At 31.9% G+C, this 17,402-nt stretch carries 19 protein-coding genes and 3 pseudogenes; 5 read left to right on the top strand and 17 right to left on the bottom strand.

Going from position 1 to position 17,402, the window contains the following annotated elements; all coding sequences use genetic code 11:
- From D8787_RS09730 to rpsI, 3 genes and pseudogenes are all read left to right on the top strand, one after another.
- Nucleotides 1-183: pseudogene (locus tag D8787_RS09730) on the top strand (group II intron reverse transcriptase/maturase); the annotation flags it as partial.
- A 251-nt stretch (nt 184-434) separates the two neighbouring features.
- On the top strand, nt 435-881 hold the full coding sequence (rplM, locus tag D8787_RS09725; RefSeq protein ID WP_001044624.1) for a 50S ribosomal protein L13: 447 nt from the start codon (nt 435-437) through the stop codon (nt 879-881).
- Between the two features lie 18 nt (nt 882-899).
- The gene (gene rpsI, locus D8787_RS09720) at nt 900-1,292 is read left to right on the top strand and encodes a 30S ribosomal protein S9 (RefSeq protein ID WP_000075973.1); all 393 of its coding nucleotides are present in this window, start codon (nt 900-902) and stop codon (nt 1,290-1,292) included.
- Nucleotides 1,293-1,399: 107 nt separating this feature from the next.
- Here the strand turns inward: rpsI and D8787_RS09715 are convergent, their stop codons facing one another.
- From D8787_RS09715 to D8787_RS12125, 13 genes and pseudogenes are all read right to left on the bottom strand, one after another.
- Nucleotides 1,400-2,620, bottom strand: a complete 1,221-nt coding sequence (locus D8787_RS09715) for a site-specific integrase (RefSeq protein WP_033680733.1) — start codon at nt 2,618-2,620, stop codon at nt 1,400-1,402.
- A 41-nt stretch (nt 2,621-2,661) separates the two neighbouring features.
- Complete coding sequence (locus D8787_RS09710) at nt 2,662-2,931, bottom strand: helix-turn-helix domain-containing protein (RefSeq protein WP_001196077.1); 270 nt, start codon at nt 2,929-2,931, stop codon at nt 2,662-2,664.
- Nucleotides 2,932-2,938: 7 nt separating this feature from the next.
- Nucleotides 2,939-3,733: a rolling circle replication-associated protein gene (locus D8787_RS09705; protein ID WP_061633924.1), complete on the bottom strand. Its 795-nt coding sequence runs from the start codon at nt 3,731-3,733 to the stop codon at nt 2,939-2,941.
- A gap of 171 nt (nt 3,734-3,904) precedes the next feature.
- A complete protein-coding gene (locus D8787_RS09700) occupies nt 3,905-4,678 on the bottom strand; it encodes a metallophosphoesterase family protein (protein ID WP_033680732.1) in 774 nt (257 codons plus the stop codon).
- A gap of 73 nt (nt 4,679-4,751) precedes the next feature.
- Nucleotides 4,752-5,480: a metallophosphoesterase gene (locus tag D8787_RS09695; protein ID WP_125423311.1), complete on the bottom strand. Its 729-nt coding sequence runs from the start codon at nt 5,478-5,480 to the stop codon at nt 4,752-4,754.
- Nucleotides 5,481-5,496: 16 nt separating this feature from the next.
- A complete protein-coding gene (locus D8787_RS09690) occupies nt 5,497-5,811 on the bottom strand; it encodes a hypothetical protein (RefSeq protein ID WP_033680730.1) in 315 nt (104 codons plus the stop codon).
- Between the two features lie 95 nt (nt 5,812-5,906).
- Nucleotides 5,907-7,226 carry an FtsK/SpoIIIE domain-containing protein gene (locus D8787_RS09685; RefSeq protein WP_033680729.1) on the bottom strand — a complete coding sequence of 440 codons (1,320 nt, stop codon included), beginning with the start codon at nt 7,224-7,226 and terminating at the stop codon, nt 5,907-5,909.
- Nucleotides 7,227-7,301: 75 nt separating this feature from the next.
- The gene (locus D8787_RS09680; RefSeq protein ID WP_033680728.1) at nt 7,302-7,772 is read right to left on the bottom strand and encodes a hypothetical protein; all 471 of its coding nucleotides are present in this window, start codon (nt 7,770-7,772) and stop codon (nt 7,302-7,304) included.
- A 12-nt stretch (nt 7,773-7,784) separates the two neighbouring features.
- Nucleotides 7,785-8,612, bottom strand: a complete 828-nt coding sequence (locus D8787_RS09675; protein ID WP_061424480.1) for a hypothetical protein — start codon at nt 8,610-8,612, stop codon at nt 7,785-7,787.
- 72 nt (nt 8,613-8,684) lie between these two features.
- Nucleotides 8,685-9,080, bottom strand: coding sequence for a hypothetical protein (locus D8787_RS09670; RefSeq protein ID WP_061424479.1), 396 nt, complete (start codon nt 9,078-9,080; stop codon nt 8,685-8,687).
- A 280-nt stretch (nt 9,081-9,360) separates the two neighbouring features.
- Nucleotides 9,361-9,873, bottom strand: a complete 513-nt coding sequence (locus tag D8787_RS09660) for a hypothetical protein (RefSeq protein ID WP_061424477.1) — start codon at nt 9,871-9,873, stop codon at nt 9,361-9,363.
- A 268-nt stretch (nt 9,874-10,141) separates the two neighbouring features.
- Nucleotides 10,142-10,555 carry a hypothetical protein gene (locus D8787_RS09655; RefSeq protein ID WP_061424475.1) on the bottom strand — a complete coding sequence of 138 codons (414 nt, stop codon included), beginning with the start codon at nt 10,553-10,555 and terminating at the stop codon, nt 10,142-10,144.
- Between the two features lie 1,433 nt (nt 10,556-11,988).
- Nucleotides 11,989-12,223: pseudogene (locus tag D8787_RS12125) on the bottom strand (tyrosine-type recombinase/integrase); the annotation flags it as partial.
- A gap of 8 nt (nt 12,224-12,231) precedes the next feature.
- On the opposite strand from D8787_RS12125, the pseudogene D8787_RS11515 reads away from it, so the two are divergent.
- Nucleotides 12,232-12,741: pseudogene (locus D8787_RS11515) on the top strand (helix-turn-helix transcriptional regulator); the annotation flags it as partial.
- 126 nt (nt 12,742-12,867) lie between these two features.
- Here D8787_RS11515 and D8787_RS09630 read toward each other — a convergent pair.
- The 4 genes from D8787_RS09630 to D8787_RS09615 are packed head-to-tail and all read right to left on the bottom strand — an operon-like array spanning nt 12,868 to nt 16,957.
- Complete coding sequence (locus D8787_RS09630) at nt 12,868-14,238, bottom strand: MFS transporter (RefSeq protein WP_125423302.1); 1,371 nt, start codon at nt 14,236-14,238, stop codon at nt 12,868-12,870.
- A complete protein-coding gene (locus tag D8787_RS09625) occupies nt 14,238-15,335 on the bottom strand; it encodes an NADH-dependent flavin oxidoreductase, Oye family protein (protein WP_125423298.1) in 1,098 nt (365 codons plus the stop codon). The genes D8787_RS09630 and D8787_RS09625 overlap by 1 nt, the downstream gene beginning before the upstream one ends.
- 1 nt (nt 15,336) lies before the next feature.
- Entirely contained in the window at nt 15,337-16,017 is a 681-nt protein-coding gene (locus D8787_RS09620; protein WP_000684424.1) for an AAA family ATPase, read from the bottom strand.
- A 22-nt stretch (nt 16,018-16,039) separates the two neighbouring features.
- Entirely contained in the window at nt 16,040-16,957 is a 918-nt protein-coding gene (locus D8787_RS09615) for an AvrD family protein (RefSeq protein WP_000351501.1), read from the bottom strand.
- 102 nt (nt 16,958-17,059) lie between these two features.
- On the opposite strand from D8787_RS09615, the gene D8787_RS09610 reads away from it, so the two are divergent.
- Nucleotides 17,060-17,389, top strand: a complete 330-nt coding sequence (locus D8787_RS09610) for a winged helix-turn-helix transcriptional regulator (protein ID WP_000447029.1) — start codon at nt 17,060-17,062, stop codon at nt 17,387-17,389.
- Nucleotides 17,390-17,402 lie beyond the last annotated feature (13 nt).

Genomic DNA, 17,402 nt, shown 5'->3' with positions numbered 1-17,402 from the left:
TTGCTTAAGTTAGGAGTTCCTAAATGGATAGCAGATAAGGTATCTGGCTGGGGTGACCACTATCAATTAGTAGCTCAGAAGTCGGTACTTAAACGTGCTATATCAAAACCAGTCCTTGAGAAACGTGGACTGGTTTCGTGTTTGGATTATTACCTTGAACGACATGCGTTAAAAGTTAGTTGAACCGCCGTATGCCGAACGGCACGTACGGTGGTGTGAGAGGGGCTAGAGATTATCCCCTACTCGATAGATAAAAAGAGTGGAATTCAGAAAAATATTTTTCATATCTATTGACTTTTAGGGGTGAAATTTGGTATTATAGTAGGCGGTATTGTTTACCCCATTTGAAAGGCCCCGGAACCTTCCAAATACTTTTCGATGGGAAGGAACACCCATCACCGTAAACAAAAATCGAACTATATATAGGAGAAATCATGAACAAAACAACATTTATGGCTAAACCAGGCCAAGTTGAACGTAAATGGTACGTAGTTGACGCAACTGATGTACCACTTGGACGTCTTTCTGCAGTAGTTGCTAGCGTACTTCGCGGAAAAAACAAACCAACATTTACACCACACACTGATACAGGTGACTTTGTGATTGTTATCAATGCTGAAAAAGTTAAATTGACTGGTAAAAAAGCAACTGATAAAATCTACTACACTCACTCAAACCACCCAGGTGGATTGAAACAAATCTCTGCAGGTGAACTTCGTTCTAAAAATGCAGTACGTTTGATCGAGAAATCAGTTAAAGGTATGCTTCCACACAATACACTTGGACGCGCTCAAGGTATGAAGTTGAAAGTATTTGTTGGAGCTGAGCACACTCACGCTGCACAACAACCAGAAGTTCTTGATATTTCAGGACTTATCTAAGGAAAGGAACAATAAAGTATGTCACAAGCACAATATGCAGGTACTGGACGTCGTAAAAACGCTGTTGCACGCGTTCGCCTTGTTCCAGGAACTGGTAAAATCACTGTTAACAAAAAAGATGTTGAAGAGTACATCCCACACGCTGACCTTCGTCTTGTCATCAACCAACCATTCGCAGTTACTTCAACTGTAGGTTCATACGACGTTTTCGTTAACGTTGTAGGTGGTGGATACGCTGGTCAATCAGGAGCTATCCGTCACGGTATCGCTCGTGCCCTTCTTCAAGTAGACCCAGACTTCCGCGATTCATTGAAACGCGCAGGACTTCTTACACGTGACTCACGTAAAGTTGAACGTAAGAAACCAGGTCTTAAGAAAGCTCGTAAAGCATCACAATTCTCAAAACGTTAATCAATACGATTATATCAACGTTTCAAAGCACTCAAAGGTTTGCCCTATGGGTGCTTTTTTCTATACTTTCTAAAAAAGTTTGCCCTAAAATTTGCCCTAAAATTACCCTACTTATTTTTAAGATGTTGGTAGGCAACTTGTCCAGCAGATAATGGAACTATGTTTGAAGTATTAACATAAGTCTTAGTTGTAACGGTATCGCTATGAGTTAATGATTCAGAAATGGCTTCTAAGCTCATTCCTGCTTTTTTAGCAAGTGTCGCTCCTGTATGTCGTAATTTATGAGGTGTAGCGTGTTTTAACTTTGGGTGTCGTCTTTTAACAGAGTTCATTTTGTTATTGAGATAATCAACGTGTAGAGGGCTATTTACATTACCTTTCGTATCTATATAGGTAAAGACTAGTTGATCGGATGTTTGCATTATACCAAATTTCGCTAACTCATATTTCTGCTGTTTTTTCCATTCTGAAAGAAGTGATACAAGATAACTAGGAATTGAAAAAATCGTTTTCTTATTTCCTTTTGTTGACTTTACATTCTTATATTTGTCAAGTGCATGCCTTAAGTCAATTTGAGCGTTTTCTAAGTCTATGTTTTTCCAATGTAGGGCATAGGATTCAGATTTTCTATCGCTTAGAATAAAGGTTGTAAAGAATAGGACATAATCTTTTAGTGATAATTTATCGTTCTCCAAATCTTCTCTAAAAGCATCAAACCAATCTTGTAATTCTTCACTAGATAGATACAAATCTTCCTCATTTTTGGATTCTTGGAGTTTTAGCTTTTTGGTGGCTTTAATTCGCTTAATTGTCTTGGATAATCGATTTGATTCTATGTATTCTAATTCCTCAGCCCAATCGAAAATTGAGTTTACATAGCTTCGAATAACCTTGAAATTAGCATATTCTTCAGCTTTAGCAGTCATTAAGTTTAGTACAACTTGCTTATTCTGATTCAGAAAATTGATTGAATAATTACCGAACATTGGTAAGATATGCTTTCTGAAAACAGTTTTAGTATTATCAATAGTAACCTGTGTTGGTGGTTTAGTTGTTGAAGTTGTTTGACCAGCTTTGTATGAATCCCACCAAATATTATTAAAGAACTCAGAGAATAGAATATCGTTAGTTTTAGAAAGTAGGATATCCTCACCATTTTCAAGTTGATGTATTTTAGTTAAAATTTCTAGTTCAGCTTCTTTGGCCTCCTTTCTTGTTTTATAGCGTTTAACAAAGTGATTTCCTTTAATCCCCATTTTAGGTCGGATTTCTTTAGGTATATACACTTTAAGATTGTAAGTGTTACTATTTGTTTTTGTAACTGTCATGATGTTCTCCTTTTACGAGTCAGGATATATCATTAGAGATATTATAGCATAGCTTTTCTACAAAGCCATTTATCAATCTCATTTTTATTGAAACGGACAGTCTTACCAATTTTAATAACGGGTAGCCCCTTTTGTATCCAGCCATCTAATGTATTGTTAGATATCCCTAGATATTTGCAAGTTTGCCCCTTGTTAAGGTAAGGACTATCTAAACCTAAATCTTCTTTGAAATGAGAAATTTCATTTTGCAAGAGATTAGTAATCATCGACTGTATTTCTTGAACTTGTTCTGTTGGTAGAATAACTTGCATTTTTTCCTTACTCCTTACTTAACTTTATTTTTTTGTATTTTACTTTATTGTCAATTAAGTGTCCTTTTCGAAATACTTTGCTAATATAGTTGCTTTCATATAGGATATCTTCATTCTTAACAAGGTTATCTAAGGATTCGCTTGTAAATAATTTTATTTCTTTAGGCTTTTGTAAATTACGAGAAGAATAAAAAGCCTTCTTTCCTAGACTCTCTAATAATTCCTGGCCTATGCCTTTTTCCATATATTTTGCAACATAACGACCAGCATTAGAAGAATCATCTAAGTTATTTAGTTTGTTTATCCGAACTGCACCTAACCCCCAAATTGTCAGTAATTCTTTATGAGGGATAAAAGGAAATGAAAAAAGGAGAATGTGTGCATGCCACGCTCCCCTTTTTTGTCGTTCTAATACTGCGATATATTTAATAAGTCTTTTTTTGGAATGGTATATGTAATAGTTTAAACGTTTAATAAATTTATCAAAAATTAAATTAAACTCATATCTGTTTTGTATATTTTCTTTAGTTGTAAGGGTAAGGAAACTAGTTCTGTCATCAAAATTTGTATCTATTAGGCGTTGAAGTTTCCATTTAGAATTTTTACGAGTGTTAGAAATTCTTTTTATTCGTTCATCTTGTTCAGCAGTTGTGAGTTCTTCAAAAGTTCTACGTTTCTTCTTTTCTTTTAGTGAAATGTGGTCTTCATCAATTTGAGTAGTATCATTTGAAAAAATTGGAGATTCGTATTCCCATATTTCAAGGTACGAAGAAGTTCGGATAATTTTGCGATTGTAACTCACAAAATCATCTCCTTTTCTCGTAATGTTTGCTTATATAATAAATAAACTAGGAGAAGCAAAGCTTCTCCACACTTCTATCATGTGTTTCTAAGCATCGCTCTGCTAAACACGCTTCCAGCTTGCCGACTTCTAGTCGGCAGTTTCGCTTAGTCACATGATGAGAAGTAGTAGTTAAATTTGAGGTTTAGGTAATTGTTTTAATGTTTGGTCTGTAGCCCAGTCAGTTGAAATGATTTCAAGACGTCCTTGATCATAAACTAGCAAATCTCCGTTACCAATAAATTGATATTTATTATCTTTGTCAATATATAATGAAAAAGTATCTATACCAATAATATTTTTAGAAATATCAATAGATTCTTTTGGAGTATGTCCAACAATTTGTTTAGGAAAGTCTTGGTTGGGAAGCAGTTCTAATTCTCTAAAATGTGCCCATAAAGGAGAACCCCCAAGAGCTTCCCCACCACGCATTGGTCCTATTGTATAAGCTAGAATATCTAATTCTTCTTCATGCTCTTTGGTATAGGGGGAAAAATGCCATTTTTGAGGATCAAATATTTGATTGAAACCAGCGTGACTGACTAAATAATCATCTAGTTGATAAGCCACTTGTAATTTTAAATCCTGCAACAATCCTTGAACTGCGAAAAACACTTCTAAATTTTGAATTGAGAAAGGAGCTTGATCTCCCAGTAAATAATAAGCATCATGATTACCTATAAGATTAATTACCTCTATTCCGTTTTGCTCTTTATCTATTTTCCAAGAGTATAAAAAAGTGAGATCTTTGGCATATAGTTGGATATTGTTAGTTTGTCCATGTAAATCAACATAATCACCAAGAAAAATGACTCTTTTAATATTATGTGTTTGGATAATCCTGTCAACAATAGGTAAAATTAGTTGAGATTTTAAATGTAAGTCGCCAATTAATAATGTCTTCATATAGATTCCCCTCTTTATTTTTGATATTAGTCTAAGAATAGAATTAAATTATACCATTTTTTTAGGATGTTATTTAATATTGATAGGATTTTGTAACTGTATCATAGCAGATAACAGGTATTGTTTTGCTATGATACACATCGCCGTCAATGAAGTAATGATTTTTACCATCAAAGTAAATCTTACCCTGATAAGTTTTATCTTTAGCTACTTCCCAAGAAGCAATATGACCAGAAACAATATCTTTAAAAAATCCACCAGTGGTAATAGGAAATTTATTTGTAAACATCTCTGAACTCGTTAGGTCTTTCCAAAGCTTGCCAGCTTCTTCATCAATACCAGCATGAACAAAAATTTGGGTATCAGTTTCATAATAGCGTTTATCCCTATATCGTTTTTTAAACCAGTTTATGAATGGGTTGAACTTGATATTATTTTTAATTTCATTTCTAACACCTGCTTCAAAGTTGTTAACATTAGATTTTAAAATATAGGTCAATTCCTCTGGAGAGAAGAAACTTTTTGTTGTTTCCGAAAATGAAGAAGAAGTAGGATTTTCTAAAATCAACCAATCATAAAACCATTCTTCGTGATTTCCTAAAAGAGTAATAATTTGATTAGGATGAAGTTCCTCAAGCTCAATTATTTTGGAAATAACTTGAAAAGATTGATGTCCATTGTCAATATAGTCTCCGATTAAAATAAGACGATTATTTTTATCAGATAAATCTACTTTACTGAGAGCGAATAGGAACTCATCTAGGTGACCATGTATATCAGATATTGCAAAAAGTTTAGCCATAAATAGTATCACCGAATTATTTAGAAATAGGGACTACATCGTTACAAGAAAACCATAAATTTCCGTTAAATTGTCCAACTGTTAAATTAGATAATTTAATGGGGCATGTTTTTTTATCTGATAATAATTGAGGAGTAGCCGTAGGAGATAACGTATTAACTTTTATCTGAATCATTTCCATAAAGAAATCAGAATCCTCATCTTGAATTGAAACATTAAGACGTAGTGCTACAGGTTTATTTGTTTCTCTGTCCAGAACTTCTGTATATCCTTTTACTGCCACGAATTTATTTCCCAATAATTCTGGTTTAAGAAAATCGTTAATTTTCATATAATACCTCGTTTCTTTTTGTCATCGCTTAAGCGATGAGGAATAGATATTTTTGCTGAAAATCTATTGAATTTAAGCAAAAATATCTATTGAAATTATTTTGACTTTGTTATGTATAATTGTAGTTCTTTTATAAAATCGAATTGTGTTGTATCAAGATAAGGGCTTTCCCAATATTGAGCTTTTTCTTTCCCTGAGCCTTGCATATAAAGATATCCTGCTCCTTTTTCTTCAATAGATTTAAACTTATCAGGTGTAGCTGAGCCAAAGACCATGCGGTATCCCTCTATTGAGTTTGCTCCTAAAGCTATTCTTAGTCCTAAATTATCTCTAAGATCAGTGTTTAAAGTTTCAGATCTCATTTGTTGAGCAGATATAAGAATAAATACTCCTGCTTGTCGCCCTAGTAGGATAATTTGTTTGATACCGTCCATTACTTCGGTGATAACTTCTTTAGATTTTTTATCTGTTGCTGAAGCTTGAAATGCTCCCATTTCATCAAATATAAGCCATACTGGCTTAAAGCCATGGTCAGTAAAATTTGAGCCGTATTGAAAGTTATCACGCATATATTGGTATCGTTCTTGCATTTCTTCAACTACTAAACGGATAATCCGAGCAATATTATTTGGTGTGGTTGCTACATATTTATCGCTTAAATAATGAGATAAACTACCTAAATCACTGTTCTTGGGATCTGCAATATATAGTGTTGAGTTTCTTTTAAGAAGTTCAATAATTAAGAAAGATATAAATATAGATTTTCCACTACCTGTACCGCCTGAAACTAAAATATGAGGACATTTTATAGGATTATAAGTTATATCATATCCTAAGTCTATATCAAGATTATCTATCTCTTTTTTATGACTGTGAGTTGATAATATTAGTCTATCAGGTTTCTTGTAATAAAAGTGATATTCCACAATATTAGGATGAGTAATTTTTTCTTCTAGTTCAAGTTCTAGAACTCCAGCTAATACATCATCAAGTGTCTGAACCTTTTTACTAAATTCGTCACCTCTGATAAGCGCTTTAATGATAATACGACCGTTTTGATTATCTAATTCATATTTTAAAATCGCACTTCTAATAATTTTTTCGTAGCCGGAATTATCCTTTTCCGAAGTGTAGAGATGATTTGTATATAAAACAAATAGTAAGCTCTCTCTGATAATTAAATCAAAATCTAGTTCGTATCTAAAATCTTTTAATTTATTATTTATTTTATAGATTGCTAGAATACCAAAGACAATACATAAGATTTGAATAGAAGCAGGAGCTCTAATACTTACTATTAAACCTAATAAAACAAAGATAGAAAAGATAATTATTATCAGATGTAACCATTTTAAACGTGAACTTGTAATAAAATAATTTCTTTTTAAGTTAGCTTCTTTTTTTAGTTTAAACATAAACAACCACCTTTTTAAGTAGTAAAACAACTATACAATTATTTGTATAGAGAACCTAAGCAAACCCTGCTTAGGTTATTGTTGTGTCTTCCAATAGGAATATACAACAAGTTTAATGATGTAACTAAGCCTTGGTAATCTAGTAGCACCATCTTCTTTCATTAAATGATATCGAAATTCATCAAGACCATTTAGAACATTTTCATCTAAATAGAGTCTAGGAGTTACGGATGTTTCTAGACTAGGATTGACATTTTTGATATCTTTTTCCATTTCTTGACGTAGTTTTTGCCATTTATCAGTGGAGTAATGTTTTGTATTTCTATATGATTCTTCAATGACACTTCCGATAGAAGCTTTTAAAACGATATTGAAAGAAACACCATTTAATTCATCGTAATGATTTGATAGAAGTGTTTGTTCTAATGTACTTAGAAAATTATTCTGACTTAGTTCTTTAATTTTACGTTCTTTATTTTGAATAAGCTCATCTATCCATACTTTGGCTTCATATGCAAGACGAACACTTTTATATACTCTGACCACATATCCTCCTGTTTAAAATTCATTAGAAAATTTTATTGTGTCCATATTTTCAATTTCCTTGTAGAAATGAAAATCTTTTTGATCTAATTGATCACAGATTTGTTTTATGATAAATTTTCCACGTTCTTCAATTCGTTCATTGACTTTTTTGAGAAAAATTTGGAAATTCTCTTCTTTTGTGGGCTTGATGGCATTATTATCATGATTATCCCAAAATAACTCTACACTATAATCAAAATTAACATATGGTTGAAGGTGGTACATTTTTATAAAGTTTTCCCATGCTTCAGGAGATAAAATGTTTAAAAATTCTTGAAGTGATATTAAAGTGATATCCCAGTAATCACCTAAACAAAGACCTCTACCACAATTCATCCAATTAGGAAATACTGTAAAATTTCCGATTGTATGAGTGTTTCTTGCAAATGATTTAAAGTTCTCTAAATTATTTTGAATAGTTTCAAATTTTAAATAATTCTGATGTTCACAAAGAACAGAAACTGAGATTTTCTTCTTTGTTATGCCGATTTTTGCTGAAACTTCATCAAAGTTTGAACTATTTTTAATTGCTTCTATAAAAGTGGTAATAAAGGAGTTCATTGTTTCTCCTCTAATGATACTATCCTGTGACTCTTGCCATCCCAAAAGTTTATATAGATATAATGCAGCTTTATCACAATCTATACCCACATTGTTAGGGAGTTGTTTGTATTTTAAAAAAGCAATAATACTATCATTGGGTAGTGGAGAAAGTGAATGGTTTTTAAAGTCCCATTCCCATGGTTTGATGCTATTTTCGTCACAATATTTCAACCAATCAATAACTTCTTGATGTTCCATTATATGTTCCTTTCTTTACAATGAAGTTTACTTTTGATAATCATAAATGAAATTTTGAAAATAGTTTTGATTTTATGATGATCTAGTGCTTAAAGCATAAATGTATGCTAAATAATTTGCAAAATCGCCCTGACGTTGTCGATCATCCGTAATTTTGTCAAACCAGCTAGTATTTCCTCCTGTAGATTCGATTTCGCTTTTTAGTGCATTTAATTGTATGATGAAAGCATTATGAGCAGAAGTTCTAAGCTCCCCATGCTTGCCTTGTCTTTCTTTTGATAATGTTGCAGATTTGACACGAATTTCAGTATACTCTGCAGCTAACTCAATCAACATTGTCCAGTCATCAAGGAAAATTGGATCTTTTATGTCAAATGAACTAATTAGTTCATTATAGATTTTATGTGCATCTTCAAAAGTCAAAGCAGTTTTCTCTTGAAGAAAATCGGAATAAGTGTAAATTTCCATAAAGGGCCTCCACGAAAATATTTTTTGTCTAACTACGACTATACTTTTATTATAATCCTATCTAAAAATAATGTCAAGGATTTTTGTAAGTTTTTTAGAAAAATTTTTTTATAAGTGGCTTTATAAGTGATATCACTTATGAAATAATAAAGGAGGTTTGGCAAAAACTCAATTTTAGTAAAAAATGGAGTAAATCTTCCTACAATAAAACGCATAGTATCAAGGTTTTTCAACGCCTGATATTATACATTTTTGATTTTAAAGACTTTTTGCTCAGACTTTATTTTATCAATGAGATGTTATCTTTGAAATTATTCAATATGTTTTCTAGTATATTATAATTTATGGGAGCAACTATATCGTGCAAATTTTGTTTTAATTCCTCTATTGCTTCCATGGTAGATAAATTTTTATTTGTATTTATCTTTCCTGTTTTATTTAATATAATAGCTCCTTTTAACATAAATTTAACAGCAACTCCGATGGTTACACTTCTAGTAGTTGTAAAATTTGGTAATAGTATTTTTAACTCCCTAATGCCCTTTTCAACCTCATCACTTATTTGTACTTTTACATTAGTTCCGTAACCTTTTTGATATTCTAAATATTCTAATGATATTGTTTCTGTATCATTAATGATAGATGTCCAATTGCTAATAACTTTAGTTTCTTTGAAAGCTCTAGTGAGTATTTGACTACGCGTGAGTTCAATTTTAGAATTATTTGAATACATTTTTTTCAATTTTTCAAAATAAAAAATAGCTTCACTTGATACTCTAACTTGAAATTCCACTTATAAATTCTCCTTTATAGTAATTGTGTAGTTTATTATAATTAAAAATAGATTTGTTTTAGGGAAAAGTACAAAAGATAATGCATGTTATCAATAAACAATTCAGTTTCTATAGTAATAGTACATTGCAACTTCTAAAATATCGCTAGAAATCAACTTGGCCTTCTCAACCGATTTGTTCAAATTTTATTTTATTCCACTATAAGTACCTAAGGAAGTTAAATGTTTATCAAGAACCTCAAGTAATGTGGCTAACTTTTACTTTTCTCTATGTGTATTGTATAGGTAAACGATTATTGTTAGAATCTGTTATTGTAAAATGTTTTATTAAATGTAACGTTTGATCGAGTTGAATATTTCCAGCAACAAACATCTCATTTTCTTTTTTTATAATGCCAAAACAAGCTATCCATTCTCCTTGTGTAGAAATTGGAATCATATCACTGTTAAAATAGAGAGAATATGTCTTAATGCTTTGTTTTGGGCGAGGATCAGGTATAACTAAAACATTGTTGCTAAAAATAAAATCAAAACTATTTCCTGAATCAATATAAGCATCTATTACTGGGAAGACAAAATCGGAATTTGAATAATCTAAAGTTATATTTCTCGCCACTACCTTTTCTTTTTGAATTTGGTAGACTAAAACATTAGGGGCGTTAAAAAAGAATATTGATGCCATAAGTTCTCCTTTTAATTCTAGAATGTCATTCAGTTTATTTACTCAACTTTAATGAGAAGTTAGTCTAGTCTGTTGTAATAACCACACCGAATTCATGGTCAGTAATGGCTTTAGTAGGAAAATAATCAATCCCATCTTGATTGATATCAAAATTAGCCAATACATAATCTCCTGGAGTATTACATCCTTCATGAGACCAAATNTTATGGATTTTATGGATAGGATTTTCTAATAAATTATCTAGTGCTTTATTATTCTTGAAGTTCACGGTNTTAAAATCTCCAATGAGCAACAACTTGTTGTTCTTGAATTTTTGTACAAAATTATTGATTTCCTTCCAGAAACTCTCAACATAGCCACTTGGTGGAACATGTGTACAGTAAATTACTAAATCATTTACTTGTATTGCATATGCTCTGCCATTACGCAAATGGTCTGTCGAAATTTCTTTGTCTCCTAGACCGTTTTTAACAAAGAATACTGTCATAGATGCACGTTTAGTTGGTGGTACTGATTTTAGAATATAACCTTTCTTACGCATCAGGGGTACAAAAATATATTGACATTCTGTAGAATTTATATCATATTCTTGTATGATAATAATATCAGGTTTGTATTCATCAATTTTACTGATAAAAGAATTTATTGTTTCCTTTTTATCCAGCTTGTCCCATTCTTGAATATATTTGCCATTTCCAAGTTTGTTTTTAAAATCTTCACGATGGTTTTCGGGGCCACCAAAGTCATTAATATTAATGTTTAGTATTTTCATATTCTGATTTCCTTTTTAATTTTAGCTTTTTCAATAGTTGAATGTGTTAAGGAGGCATAATAAACACGAACTTCTTAAGTAAATAATGATTTGTTAGGTAACGATGTATATGTAATCCAAAAATATATTTTGTAATTTAATTTTATAAAAAAACTAGATATTTGTCAACCTTAATTATTTGGGAAAATAAAAGGAATATTTTGATCTTTCTATTCCAACAATGTAGTAGAAGGTGGTTAGCATTTTGGTGTTTAATTTATTACTTATATAAAATGTACCATCTTTACTTTTTTGAAAGTAGAGATGGTACGCTTGGTTTATTGATTTAGTCATTGATTTTTTGTGCTATAGGCCAAATTGTTGATATACCTGACTCATATTTGTTTATTTTGTAGAATAATTTGCCCTATTTAGATAAAATTATTTGAAAGTAGATAAAAATCAACTTAATATTTTGCAGATAGATATTGCTTAAACAAAGGTATTTGAATTAATTTAATTTTTCAGTTAGCCAAACCAGGTCTTAAGAAAGCTCGTAAAGCATCACAATTTAGTAAACGTTAATCAATACGATTATATCAACGTTTACAGACATTCAAGAATTTTCTCTTGGATGTCTTTTTTTGTTTAAAAAACGAAAATTCACCCCAAGTTCACCCTATTACTTTTTGAGACTTCTAAAAGCTATTTCTCCTGCTATTTGATTTACTGTTTCAGTAGTATTTACATAAGTCTTCGTTATTTGGATGTTGCTATGAGTAAGTGCTTCTGAAATAGCGTTTAAGGATGTTCCAGCCTGCCTTGCCAAAGTTGCTCCGGTGTATCTTAAATTTGTGAGGTATGGTGTGAGTAAGTTCCTAATGACAGCGTTTGACTGATTTCATCTTATTACTAAGTCAGTTTGTTAAAAGCAAGAATGACACAAAAAGAATTGGGAAAAATTCTAGGTGTAACTAAACAAACAATTATTAACAATGAGAAAGGCACTACCGAACCCAGTTGAGAACGCCTAGAAGATATTGCGAAAGCTATAAAAATAGATGTGGATGAACTCTTTCCTTATAGTGAGTTTGGAGAAAAGAAAGAGGATTTAAAGTGGGAAGAGCATTTGGAACGTTTGGCAAATGATTTTCAGTATGCTCGTATGGTAGAAGAAGAAGTGCTGTTACAGAGTCTTTTTGATTACTCAAAATTCCAGCGAGAGGTAGAACAAAAAACTTATATGAAAGAGAAACTCAATCAAACATTGAAATTGGGAAGCAACAATACTATGTCTGACGAGGAGAAGATAGAGCTTATTAACCTTAAATATGAAAAAGATATTCAGAAGAAAATTGACAATCTGATTGTGTTATATAAAGACCAATCAGACAAAGAACTTGATGTTATTCGATTTGAAAAGATAGATTTATAAAGAAATTACCTTGAAGTTGTCTTTTTTTGAGTTATTTATTAAGCAAATTATGATGATTGGAGTAATTGTGCTGAGAAATAATATAAAACGCAATCAACTTTTAAATTGATTGCGTTCTGTTTAGTTTTATTCTTTTCCATAAAGGTAACGACTAGCAATTAACCAAGTAGCAATATACATTATCACGTTAACCAAAAATGCGATAACGATGACTATATTCCAATCATGGGATAAATTAGTAGTTACAATCCCCATAATTGTTGTACCAAAAAGTCCACCAATCTGTTTGTTAGCGTTTAGAGTTGCACCAGCAATTCCAGATAATTCTTGACCAGCAGCTTCCATAAGAATGGTTGTAGTTGCTGGAGTTAACACTCCGATACCTAGACTCATTAAAGAAAATAAAGGAATTAGGATGTATAGTTGAATTTCATGAAAAAGAACTCCAATTCCAAAAATTCCTGCTGCTCCTACAATGGCAAAAATAATTGAGACAGTAGCGAGGCTTCCCACGGAAAATCGTTTTACAGCACGTGCGTAAAATAAATTACCAATAATTAAGACAATCATTCCTGGTAGAATGAGGAGTCCAGAAACCATTGAGGAAAGGTTTAAATAAGTTTGAAAATAGAGTCCTAGCACCAAAACAATGCCATATAGTGAAATGTTAACTACTAAACCTAATAGATTAGAGACAATAAACTTAGCATTTTTTAATAGTTGGTGGGGAACAATAGGTGCTTTACTTTTTTTATCGTGGACTACTAAACCAATAGCAAATAATATAAATAGGAGAAGAAACAATAAAAGATTTGAGTTACTATAACCATATTGATTCCCTTCAACAAGGTAAATAACTAGACTTCCGATAGTTGTAACCAGAAATATATTACTAAAGATGTCAATTCTGGTCTTTAGATTGGCAATATTATTTTTCACGAGAAGTAATATTGAAATTACTGTCAAAATTCCAAATGGAATATTGACCAAGAAAATACCCCTCCATCCGAAGTAGTTAATTATTAGTCCACCAATAAAAGAACCAGTACCGGTTGCAACAGAAATAATTGCTGTCCAGATTCCTAACATACGTGCTCTTTTAGTAGAATCGGGGTATGAAATGAATAAAAGTGCTAATGAACTTGGCATAAACAAAGAAGCACCGAAACCTTGAATGAATCTAAGTATAATTAATGTTTCAATATTTGGTGAAAAAGAGCACCCAAACGAGGATAGTGTAAAAATTGTCATTCCAATTAATAAAATTCGTTTAGCACCATATTTTGTTGTTAGATTTCCTGAAAGTAGGAGTAAAGACCCTAAAGCTAGTGTATAGGCGTTAATAATCCAAATGGATTGCTCTAATGAGACGCTCATAGCTGTTTCAATATGGGGAACAGCAAGAACCACTCCGGTTGTATCTAGGACCGCCATAATGTATCCTAGTGAAAGAATAAAAAGTAGATAAGCTGGCGCTTTTGTATTTGTTTTTTTCATCAATCTTCCTCCGTTATTTCATCAAACCAATTTTCATTTATCAATAGAGGACGACCAAAAGCAAGTAAATCAAACCCTCCTTCTTTAAAATCAGAAACTAAATTATTCGAGTAAAAAATTTGTGCCTTTTTCCTTTGTAAATGAAGATATGACATTTTAGGTTGTGATGTTATTTCTGTAATAAGTGTTGGAATATCTTTGTATAGAATTTCAGGTGAACCTATGCCTCCAGTTGTTATTGTAGGCTTATTTGCAATTTTTTTCACCCAGTATGATAAATTGCCTGATTTTCCAGTGACAGCAGAATCTGTATAGTTTATTTCAGAGCAGTCAAAGATATCAACACCTGCATTTGAAATTGGTATTATGATTTGTTTTAATTCCTCTAAAGTTTTTGCTAATTTTGCAGTAGGATCATAACTTTTAAAATTTGATAGGCGAATGAAAATCGGAAAATTGTCCCCAACAACTTTTCTACATTCCTTAATAACTCTTTCTGCAAAGTAAGTTCTATTTTTAAAACCAAACTCATCAGTTCTCTGGTTGGTCTCTGCTGTTAAAAAATCATGAATTAAACTACCGTGTGCAGCATGAATATCAACTCCATCAAAACCAGATATTTGAGCTTTTCTGGCGGCTTCAGCAAATTTTTGGACAATAAGGTTAATTTCTTCAACTGATAAAGGTGACCCCACTTTCTTTTTTCCAATGTATCCAGATGGAGTAGAGACCTTAAGAGATAAATCAGTTTTTGAAAATGCTCTTGAACTCCCACTATGCCAAAGCTCAGCAATAGCCTTACTTTTTTCTTGGTGAATTGCCTTGGTTACTTGTTTCCATACCTCAATATCACGACTGGTTGAAATATTTGGTATATTTTCATTGTTAGTAGCAGTTTCATGCTCAATATTTATAGCGCCTATAATAAATAGCCCTACATTTTTTGCTCTTCGCTTATAGAACTCGTCAATTTCTGGTTTGGGAACACCACTTTCTACAAATCCTGTTGGAACTGGATTCATTACAATCCGATTTCTTAAAGATAGTTGGGATGTCTCAAACTTGGAAAAGAGGATATTTCTCAAATCTTTATCCATATTATTTACCCTCCTGAACGATATTATAGTTTTGCGCTTCCTTTTTTGCTAAAGAAACTGCTTGTTCAATACTTATTACAGGTTTTAGTTGATAAATTTCTGAAATCTTCTGGAGTCTTTCCTCGATAGTACCGCCCACGATATGGTAAGGAATTTTTAATTCATCCAGTGTTATTAATAGCAAATCGTTTGAGCGTTTTCTAAATAATTCTGACACAGGACGATGGCCATCTGGAGCTAAAGGAAATTCAATAGGCAAATGTACAAATGATTCATAAGTTTCTTTAGCATAGTCTTTTGCAACAGACCCAAAATTTTTCATAACTTCTCTAAGATATTTGAGGTCATCAGTTAAAATAATATTTCCTTTATCTGTCTCTTGGTTGGGATTCATTCCTAATTCGGTTCTCACCATACCGTATACCCATTCATGTAAAGAGGAGCCATCAGAAACAAAAGAGTCAAGATGAGACTCCCTAACTGCTCGCTCCATTAGACGACGAATTCCTAATTGAACCAGCTCAGGACCAGTGGCGTCTTCTAATCTTTTTCCGGGTAAAGCTATGGGAAGAATCTCTCTCATAGTTTTTGCGTGTGTACGTGGTAAACCAGTATAAAAAGCTAGTGCTAAAGTTGTTGTCGTTTTTCCTGTCGAATAAGTTCCTGAAATTGCTATTTTCATATTAGTCCTCTTTCTATTTATCTTATAGCTCTTGAGCCACGGAATATATCAATGTTGACTCTCCAAGTTTTGAAATCATATCACTAACTCGAACATTCTTTCCTTTTAAAGGTACTATTTTAGTTTTTAGAACTTGAACTTTAATGTTGCCTTCACTTAACTGTGAATCGTTTGAAAGGTTGCGTAGGATTTTAATTTTACGCATTATCAATGTTTTCGAAAATTCTCTAGGGGTTCTGTCCAAATATGAATGTAACACTTCCGTAAGTTCAGCTGTTACAATTATATGGTCTAAGATAGATGGTAATCTCTTTTTCAAGAGATGTGCTGATTCAATACCACTAAATTTATCTGAATAGGAAAAAGAAGTAGTAGCTGAAATAGAATTTAATTCTGTTTTCACCGAAATATCAGTTAGTTTGGTATCAACTGTTTTAAAGTTTGAAAAATAGTAATCTTCTCCAGAATTTATTTTAAGTTGTTTTGAGTCATCAAATAAATCGACAACTAATTCAACCGAAAACGAAGCTATCCTTCCCTTGAAGGATAGCTTATCATCTGATGATAAGCTCAATTTTGCTGTAACATTTTTCAAATCTTCTACAAGAGATTTTCCTGCTTTTACCGAGAAACTAGAAATTAGAGCATTATTGATTGTGTCCTCTTCTATGACTAATTCTTCTCTAAGAAAATCGCTGACTAGTTTCACAGCAAGTACAATAGAATCTAAAGAGCTAAAATGTGGTTTTATTGACTCAATATTTTTCTTAGTTGACCAACTCTTCGGATAGTTGATTTCAAATACTGACTCAATTCCTTCAAAAGTAATATGTTTAACTTTCTGAAAATATTTTACTTGTGTATATCCATTACCAAAGTATCTTCCATCAGGACTGCCGAGAATATCTTCAATACGGTCAAACTTAGTTATAATGTCCATAGTAATTTCTCCCTTCAAGTGATATAATTAATTTATCATGTAATTATTTATAAAACAAGAAGGGAAAAAAAGTATAGTAACTATCAAAAAAGGAGGAAATGAATGGAGACTTGCAAGATGCAACCTTTGAAAAAATCAATTTGTCCAGCAAGAAGGGTCTTGAATTTACTAAAGGGTAAATTTACTCTTGAGATTTTATCTGAAATTATTAATGGTAATATACATTATGGTAGTCTTTTGCGTAGTGTAGAAGGTATTAATCCTAGAATATTAGCTCAACGGTTACATGATTTCGAGCAAGAAGGTATTTTATCAAGAAAAGTTTTACCGACATCGCCTCCACAGGTTGAATATAAAATGACAAAAAAAGGTATTGCTCTAAGAAGTATCGTTGAAGAAATGAAAAAATGGGAGCAAACTTATAGAAATTAGATTGAATTTACAT

Source organism: Streptococcus mitis (assembly GCF_003944325.1).
GTDB lineage: Bacteria > Bacillota > Bacilli > Lactobacillales > Streptococcaceae > Streptococcus > Streptococcus mitis_CW.
The sequence above is the reverse complement of the archived record's forward strand: the minus strand, read 5'-3'. Positions and strand labels throughout refer to the sequence as shown.

Coding starts and splice junctions, on each gene's coding strand:
- D8787_RS09715 (WP_033680733.1), bottom strand. CDS start 2,620: ATGACAGTTACAAAAACAAATAGTAACACTTACAATCTTAAAGTGTAT.
- D8787_RS09710 (WP_001196077.1), bottom strand. CDS start 2,931: ATGCAAGTTATTCTACCAACAGAACAAGTTCAAGAAATACAGTCGATG.
- D8787_RS09685 (WP_033680729.1), bottom strand. CDS start 7,226: ATGTTTAAACTAAAAAAAGAAGCTAACTTAAAAAGAAATTATTTTATT.
- rpsI (WP_000075973.1), top strand. CDS start 900: ATGTCACAAGCACAATATGCAGGTACTGGACGTCGTAAAAACGCTGTT.
- D8787_RS09690 (WP_033680730.1), bottom strand. CDS start 5,811: ATGAAAATTAACGATTTTCTTAAACCAGAATTATTGGGAAATAAATTC.
- D8787_RS09610 (WP_000447029.1), top strand. CDS start 17,060: ATGGAGACTTGCAAGATGCAACCTTTGAAAAAATCAATTTGTCCAGCA.
- D8787_RS09675 (WP_061424480.1), bottom strand. CDS start 8,612: ATGGAACATCAAGAAGTTATTGATTGGTTGAAATATTGTGACGAAAAT.
- D8787_RS09670 (WP_061424479.1), bottom strand. CDS start 9,080: ATGGAAATTTACACTTATTCCGATTTTCTTCAAGAGAAAACTGCTTTG.
- D8787_RS09615 (WP_000351501.1), bottom strand. CDS start 16,957: ATGGACATTATAACTAAGTTTGACCGTATTGAAGATATTCTCGGCAGT.
- rplM (WP_001044624.1), top strand. CDS start 435: ATGAACAAAACAACATTTATGGCTAAACCAGGCCAAGTTGAACGTAAA.
- D8787_RS09695 (WP_125423311.1), bottom strand. CDS start 5,480: ATGGCTAAACTTTTTGCAATATCTGATATACATGGTCACCTAGATGAG.
- D8787_RS09700 (WP_033680732.1), bottom strand. CDS start 4,678: ATGAAGACATTATTAATTGGCGACTTACATTTAAAATCTCAACTAATT.
- D8787_RS09630 (WP_125423302.1), bottom strand. CDS start 14,238: ATGAAAAAAACAAATACAAAAGCGCCAGCTTATCTACTTTTTATTCTT.
- D8787_RS09625 (WP_125423298.1), bottom strand. CDS start 15,335: ATGGATAAAGATTTGAGAAATATCCTCTTTTCCAAGTTTGAGACATCC.
- D8787_RS09655 (WP_061424475.1), bottom strand. CDS start 10,555: ATGGCATCAATATTCTTTTTTAACGCCCCTAATGTTTTAGTCTACCAA.
- D8787_RS09620 (WP_000684424.1), bottom strand. CDS start 16,017: ATGAAAATAGCAATTTCAGGAACTTATTCGACAGGAAAAACGACAACA.